The 7,447-nt window shown below is 35.7% G+C and carries 9 protein-coding genes; 6 read left to right on the forward strand and 3 right to left on the reverse strand.

The genetic code is table 11. The features are described from left to right. Positions 1-326: 326 nt before the first annotated feature. Positions 327-908 carry a biopolymer transporter ExbD gene (locus ACFING_RS08675; protein WP_375630501.1) on the reverse strand — a complete coding sequence of 194 codons (582 nt, stop codon included), beginning with the start codon at positions 906-908 and terminating at the stop codon, positions 327-329. After that, entirely contained in the window at positions 905-1,807 is a 903-nt protein-coding gene (locus ACFING_RS08680; protein ID WP_375621589.1) for a MotA/TolQ/ExbB proton channel family protein, read from the reverse strand. The genes ACFING_RS08675 and ACFING_RS08680 overlap by 4 nt, the downstream gene beginning before the upstream one ends. Before the next feature lie 1,006 nt (positions 1,808-2,813). Here ACFING_RS08680 and ACFING_RS08685 point away from each other — a divergent pair. The 4 genes from ACFING_RS08685 to ACFING_RS08700 all read left to right on the forward strand — a co-directional run bounded on the left by ACFING_RS08685 (position 2,814) and on the right by ACFING_RS08700 (position 5,103). Then, positions 2,814-3,152, forward strand: coding sequence for a YqjD family protein (locus ACFING_RS08685; protein WP_375621590.1), 339 nt, complete (start codon positions 2,814-2,816; stop codon positions 3,150-3,152). A gap of 3 nt (positions 3,153-3,155) precedes the next feature. Then, on the forward strand, positions 3,156-3,599 hold the full coding sequence (locus ACFING_RS08690) for a hypothetical protein (protein WP_375630503.1): 444 nt from the start codon (positions 3,156-3,158) through the stop codon (positions 3,597-3,599). Between the two features lie 579 nt (positions 3,600-4,178). Continuing rightward, positions 4,179-4,505 (forward strand): hypothetical protein, encoded by a 327-nt coding sequence (locus ACFING_RS08695; protein WP_375630505.1) that lies wholly within the window; start codon positions 4,179-4,181, stop codon positions 4,503-4,505. 433 nt (positions 4,506-4,938) lie between these two features. Beyond that, positions 4,939-5,103 (forward strand): hypothetical protein, encoded by a 165-nt coding sequence (locus tag ACFING_RS08700; protein WP_375610246.1) that lies wholly within the window; start codon positions 4,939-4,941, stop codon positions 5,101-5,103. Between the two features lie 732 nt (positions 5,104-5,835). Here ACFING_RS08700 and ACFING_RS08705 read toward each other — a convergent pair. Continuing rightward, positions 5,836-6,582 (reverse strand): nuclease, encoded by a 747-nt coding sequence (locus ACFING_RS08705; protein ID WP_375630507.1) that lies wholly within the window; start codon positions 6,580-6,582, stop codon positions 5,836-5,838. Between the two features lie 158 nt (positions 6,583-6,740). Here ACFING_RS08705 and ACFING_RS08710 point away from each other — a divergent pair, with 158 nt between their 5' ends. Both ACFING_RS08710 and ACFING_RS08715 read left to right on the forward strand, forming a co-directional pair. Further along, positions 6,741-7,091 (forward strand): TrbC/VirB2 family protein, encoded by a 351-nt coding sequence (locus ACFING_RS08710; protein ID WP_375613238.1) that lies wholly within the window; start codon positions 6,741-6,743, stop codon positions 7,089-7,091. An 18-nt stretch (positions 7,092-7,109) separates the two neighbouring features. Further along, entirely contained in the window at positions 7,110-7,436 is a 327-nt protein-coding gene (locus ACFING_RS08715; protein ID WP_375612517.1) for a type IV secretion system protein VirB3, read from the forward strand. The last annotated feature ends 11 nt before the right edge of the window (positions 7,437-7,447 follow it).

The raw sequence follows: 7,447 nt of genomic DNA on the forward strand, positions 1-7,447 counted from the left end.
TAGAATCAAGATTCACCTATTCCCCCATATTAGACATAACTATTTTATTTTACTTGCTTTTTATATACCATTTATGAACACCGCCGCAAAAAAGGCTTTAAGATGTATTAAGATACACAACAATCGCCTCTGCTGTTTTCTTGATCGCACCTCTTGCGGCAAAATGAGTAGAGCTTAATCCTAAAAAAACCGATTCAATATATGAACCCCCTGCATAATATCAAACCCATGCGTATTTGGTTTAATAAATCCACGGAACCCTCATCAATTTCACTCTACGACTTTGAGTAATATGCTTTGCTTCCTGCAACAAAGGCTGTTTTTTATCACTGATCAGAGACATCGGCTGGAATATTAGCGTTTCCCGCAGTGCTCGTTGTTACAGCATCCACATGCCCCACAACGTTACCACCCGCTCCATCGACAGCAGCGTCCGCTACCCCTGTTGTTTTATTATTGATCTCACCTCTTGAAACAAGATTGGTAGAGTTTTGCAATCCTACAAGACCGATTTTATGATATCCAGCCATGCGTATTTGATTTAATAAATCGATGACAGTACCATAATCAATTTCGCTATCCGCTTTGATTAAAATTTTTGCCTCTAAATTTTGCGTAGTTTCCCTCAACAAAGCTTCTCTCAAAGCTGCTTGTTCTACAAGATGATCACCAATGTAAAGAGAACGATCTTTTTGCAACGTAACATAAAGAGGTTCATCAGACTGAACCACTGAAGGTGCTTGAGTTATAGAAGGAAGCTGAACGGAAATGGCAGATGTTGCCAAAGGCGCAGCAACCATAAAAACAATAAGCAACACCAATACAACATCAATAAAAGGGGTTACATTGATTTCGCTTTGCAACCCACTCTCGTCTATATCCCAATCATTATTAAGGCTTGCTTTCATTTTTTATGACTTTTCTGTTGTCTTTGTCTATCAAGTTCACGGCTCAAGAGCCTTTCAAGAGCAGCAGCGATATCACCTAAATCACTGCGATAACCACTCAAAGCACGCATAAGGCTATTATACATAACAACGGCGGGAATAGCCACAAAAAGCCCAACAGCCGTTGCGAATAAGGCTTCAGCAATTCCAGGCGCCACCACATCAAGTCGCGTTGTTTGAGACTGAGCAATCCCAATAAAAGAATTCATAATTCCCCAAACAGTTGCAAAAAGACCAACAAAAGGAGCAATTGCACCAATAGTTGCAAGAACAGCGCTTCCACATGCAACACGGCGTGTAGCAGCCAGCAAGCAGCGTGACAAAAGTGAATGAACCCTTTCTTTTAAACCTTCATGAACATCACGAGCCTTAGCATCGCGAACATCGCGGGAAACATCTTCATATTGATTGCTCTCCTCATAAAAGAGAATATCTTCAATCGTTTGTGCACTTTCCCCTGTACTGTTTTTTTCACCAGAGCTTTCGTTTATCCCTTCAGGAGCAGAAAAATGAACCTGTTGTGCAGAAAGATAAACCTCTTTAAGAACTTCTTTGAGAAAAAACACACCAGCTCCTTTGCTTTCTTTCAAACTAGCTGCCAAACGCGTAAGAGTCTGAGCATTTAGAACCAATTGAAGTTCATGACGTACTCTTCGTTTTACCAAAGTGATCTCGACAATTTTCACAAAAGCAATTGTCCAAGACACAAGTGAAGCAAGTAACAAAATAATGATAACGGCTTTTACCACCCAATCAGCAGCCATAAACATAGAAAGAGGAGAAAAATCATGCACTGTCAATACAGAAGACATATTATCTAAAGGGACTGTTTTATCTAAAGGGACTGTTTCAGATTCCATTTTTATCTCACATTCTTGTGCTCTTATCTTTATTTATGAGCTGGATCGTCACCCCGCATAGCATCACTGTTCCACAATGCCACGACCCTTTTAACGTCACTTGTGTATTCCTCTTAAGAAAGAAAACTTGATAAATCAAGTATAGTTTTATTTCACAAGCTCTCTCTTAATTCTAAAGAAATTACTCAAGAAATTTTTCTCTAACAATTCAACAAGTTTATCTTACCCAATCAATTTATTGCATAAATTAGGCAAAATGATAAACTTACAAGAAGTATCGCATATAATATTTTAATTTATAAGAATAATTTATCATCGTTCCTGTCAAATAAATCTCTCATATCGCAAAGCTTTTTTCATTTCAGCAGCTCTTTTAAAGCCAACAAAATATTTGCTTACATGAAACAAGCAGCAAAAATATCATAAAATCCTCGGAGAAAAGGATATGCACTTCTCTAACAACCAGTGCACTAAAGTACCTCTCCTATCCTAAAATAAAAATATACCTCACGTTTTTAAAAAAGAACTATCGCAATATCTTAAACTGACCAAAAGTATCATGGGGAGCGCATGTTGCCCCCAAATACATAGAGAGCAAAGAGCCGCAATATTATTTTCTTTTTCTTTGCTGCAAAAGTATAAAAATGACAGTACTTCTGCCGCAAAATCGCAACAACGATGTTTTTTAGCTGTCACAAGCTTAAAAAATAGGCCTCAGCACACTTTTAAAAAACTTTTATAAAAAACTGCGCCACGAGAAACTGAAGAATGGTGCTAAATTGCTGCAAAAGCATAAGGCAATTCTCAACAGATGCGACCCTTTACAGACAAAGCATATCGTATAGGAAAGATTTATTTTATCAAAAACAGTTTTAAATTCAACAAAATGAAAGGAACCAAAAAAAGCTTTTGGCGTTACTCAAGCAGTGAAAATTTTCACTCCAATGCAAATGATCACTATGAACACACCAATACAAATATCAATGAATCAAGAGGGAAAAATACCATGGCCCATAATAAAACAACACAGCACGATAAAACAGCCGTAGAAAAAGACCAACAAAAAGACCTACAAGGACAATTAGAAACGTTACGCACTGAAATTTCAGGGATTACCTCAACCCTAACAGATCTTGGTGCAAACAAATTCAACGCCGCCAAAGACAAAGCGGAAAAACTATATCACTCAGCGAAAGAAAGTGGTGAAGACATGATGTCTCAAGCAAAAGACAAAATCAGTGATCTTGAACAAACTCTGAACCAATGCGTTCGCAAAAACCCTGGCAAAAGCGTTTTGTTTGCCGCAGGGGTTGGTTTTATTCTTTCTCAATTACTACGTCGTTAAGCAATGCATAAGTTTATCGCTCCTCTTTTAAACCATCTTGTCGGTGGAGGGCTTAAAAGCACAGTCAAGCAAGTACGCCTTCAAGCAATTTTCTATGGGTTTATTAGCATTTCATTCTTCATGTCTTTGCTTTTTTTATGTACCATCGGTTTTATTGCGTTATGTTCTGTTATGAAGCCTCTTGCTGCCGCCAGTATCATGTTTTTAATTTGTCTTTCTCTTGCGGGATTAGGTCTTATTATCAGTCGCGTTCTCAAAACTTATCAACGCTATGACCAACAAAAAAAGACAGAAGAACAACGCCACAAACTCATGACAGATGCGACTGTTTCCAGCCTTGCAGCTCTCAGTCAACATCTCCCTTTTGCCAAATTGAGTGTTCCCATTCTCGGACTTGCAACTTATTTTTTGTGGAAAAAAGATAAAAAAGACCGCTTTTCAAAGTAAAATATGTAAAACTGTCACTCTAAATTCCCCCTCAGTGTGCTTTCTTTTATAACAAAAGAAAGCACATTTTTTTCCTCATAGTCTCTTTAGCTTCTTCAAATACCTGAAAAAAAATCCCCTTCATTTTGCTAAAAATTCCATAGAACCGCTACACTCTCTTTCAGATTGCAACCCATTTTTCATGAACATAACAACATAAGGCAATGCTTGCATTAGAAGTCCTAGATTAATTCGAAGCCATTTATTGTTTTTTGAAGGAAATGATGTTCCGTTTCTGCCTTTCTCTATATTTTCATAAGCTTTTTTCAGAACCGAAGGTCACGTCATCGATTTGAATTTATAAAGCAAAAATATTCCCCGTATGAAAATTCTTTTTTCAAAAAATCTGAAATTTTTACAGATAAGAAAGTTGTAAAAACGTCCATTACACAACAAAAATTTATCAATTCTGATACTGATAAAATAGAGGTTGTACCTATAATTCACGTCACAGAAAAAACAAATAAAGAAAATTTTATAGAAATATTTGCTGATGGCATTCAAGCAATTTTTAATTTATCTCGTACAGGACATCGTGCTTTGATAATAGTTTTAGAAGAATATCGATCTAATAAATCAACAAACGAAGATCCCAGCAGCGTTACCTTAATTTGGTTTGATGGGGGTATAAATGGAAAAAAGCGCGATATGGTCGACAGAACTTTTCACAACGGTTTAAGAGAACTTATACAAAAAGGAATTTTGAAACCAAAATTGCCTAATCAATACTGGGTGAATCCTATTCTGTTATTCAAAGAAGAAAAAGTTGCTTTTATGAAAGAATATCAAATAGAATCATCTTCTACCAAACCGGATATTTCATCCGTTGAACATCAAACAGATCTTGAAGATTTTATAACAAAATAACTTATATCATTTATCGTACTGTGTATATTGTGGAGCATCTTGATTTAAGCGCGTGAGGGGAAAATAATGTCAAAATCACAAATAAGCAAAGAGGCGCTCGTCCTTTTGCTTTTATGGCTTCGTGGTCCTTTAAGATTGATACTAAGCCTTATAGTGATAATAGGGTTTGTGGGATTGTTTACAATTCCTATTATAATATTATCAATAGGTTGGTCAAAAGCACTAATAAACATTACAATTTGTTCGTTTATATTAGGTTTTGGCTCTTTCCTTCTCATTTTTTATTATGATAAACTTATAAGATATTTACAATAAACTGTTCACATATTTTTCCATTAACAATACTAATAAAAAACAAAAGATCACGATAATTAAATCTGTATTCCGATATAATTGATGAGATTAATACATATAATTTTTAAAGAGGGGAAAAATGAAAAAATTTATTTTAATATGCTTGGCTCTATTGACTATAGGATTGAATATTACAGGTTGTGGTAAAAGTGAAGAGGAAAAACGTAGAGCCCAACAAGAAGAACAAGCTAAAAAGTTTTTTGATGAAGAATTAACCTCTACAGATCGTGATCATGCATTTTAAAAAATACCCTACGACAATAAAATGTGAGTTATCAATCTCTAACTAAAAGAGTATTTTGTGTAACTCACACCCGACAACGTCATTGTACACTTTAACACGTATGAAGACAATCAGTTTTAAAAACTTTGGAAAGGCTTTTCATAACCTATCCGCTTAACGCTAAGTATTTATATAACAAAATACCCATTTATTATCTTTTCTTGTCTTTTTTATAATATTTTCAAATATATATCACTTAAAATACCTTATTATTTTCATCACTTTCTTTTGACTTATCCCCCTATAAGCTTTCTCTTTAATCATGATCTCAAAGCCGCGTGAGAAAAGAACAAGATAAGCCTTTTGGTTATTGATAAGGGGCACACGTGCGCCTAACGATACGCTTTTACAGAATTTCCCAGCCTTTAAAACTTAAGGCTTTTAGCCTTCTCATTTAAATGCAGGTTTGATGTCATGATTTTGGGGTGCGATTATTAAGAGTTTGAGAAGCGAAGAGCTTTTCATTTAAAAAGCAAAACGAAATGACGTATAGCCAAGGAAACGCGCTCTCCCATAGCACTGTAGTAAACAACCTATAAGGATATTTTAAACACAACAAATTTTCATAACGAGCGTTGTCCACCAAGGACTGTGTGGATTATCATTAACTTTTTTCTGATAAGATTTGCAGTAGAATATTGTCTTGATTTTTAAATAGCGCTTGAAAAGACGCTTTATCAATAATGGTCAATATTAATTATGGTCAATGGGATTATAACTCCCATGATCTCTTCGCCAATCTTCTGGTTGTTGAAATTGGCTCGACCACAAGCCATTTTGTGCTTTTTGAGCAGCAGATTGTAGAGTTTTATAGTCTGCGGGGGATGGAAAATGATGCTGATCTTTTGTCAACACCATCAACCCTTCTGCCAGCCCCAACCGCGCCAGATCAACCCCATCTACAAAACATTGTGCATAATGAACCTGTTGAACGACACGTGCTTGCCGACAAGTAACCTTTTTATCAATTGTTTTTGAAACAAGCCAAGCCGTAACAAAAGCACCGCAAGGCCACTTAACTCCGTTGCGTGAGGCAAATTGCCTCATTTCACAGCTTTCCACACCATATAAACGGATATCACGGATGATCTTTTTTCTCCATCCATCATCTACAAGCGTGATCATTTTAAAGGTCACACCACTTGTAACCTGTATAGCACCGGAATAGACCGGCACATTTTCTTCATAAAATTGTGATGCGATTGGTTCTGAATGCAACACCACATTTTGTTGGATTGCGTCTTGTTGGTTTGCATAATCAACCAATTGTGACTTCGGATTTTGAACGGGAGTTTCTATTGTTTTTTCTGGTCCTTTAAAAAAAGAAGATTGCATAAATTTTTCAGTATGCTGATTCAAATAAAAGATTACACCAAAAATAATAATACAAATTAAGACAATATATTTAGGCGCTGCTCGAAGATATTTTAAAAGTATCATTTTGAATATTACTATATTTTTTGTTCATTAAATAATAAAAGATTAAATATTATTAATTTATCGATAGAAAAATTTATTTTTTTCATTTATATGATTCCCGATTAATATTTTGAATATTAATTTTGTGATCAACTTAAACATAAAGCGGGGGAATTTTCATGAAAAACATGAATAATTCGTTCATTAATGAACATACCTTACAAAAAACTATTCTATCCAACACCCAAAAGAAATGGTTAACAGCAGCATTGATGCTGTTTATTGCCTTCATGGCACTGAGTGAACCAGCATTTGCTGATGGCGGCTTCGGAAAAATTGAAACTGCTCTTGATAAAATCATTGAAGCTTTAACAGGAAAAATTGCAACATCAATTGCAACCATTGCGGTTGCTGGTATTGGGCTTGCATGGATTGCTGGTTATGTTGAAATGCGTAAAGCTTTTTTCGTTTGTGTTGGCATCGGCATTGTTATGGGTGCAACGCAAATTGTATCAATGTTTTCCCATTAAACGTTGCCTTTCAAAGCCATGAAAGAGCACGACAAGCTAACAGAAGATACGTTATTTCTTGCTTGCACGCGCCCTGCAATGATTGCAGGCGTAACAGTGGAAGCTATGGGATTAAATGGGATAGGAACGATGATATTGTTCATTATGGCAGGCAATATTTTTTTTCTAACCTTTGGTGTGATGCTGCATTTCATATTCAAGGAAATCCTAAAGCATGACCATAACAAATTTCGTATTCTTCTGACATGGCAAAAGACAAGTATTTTTGCCAGAAATTCGAGTCTATGGGGTGGGGGAAGTATTTCTCCATTACGATTAATTCGTAATTATGAGGAATTACAATGAATAGAACAGAG

The sequence above is a fragment of the Bartonella sp. AP150HLJHH genome (assembly GCF_042196385.1).
Classification (GTDB): Bacteria; Pseudomonadota; Alphaproteobacteria; order Rhizobiales; family Rhizobiaceae; genus Bartonella.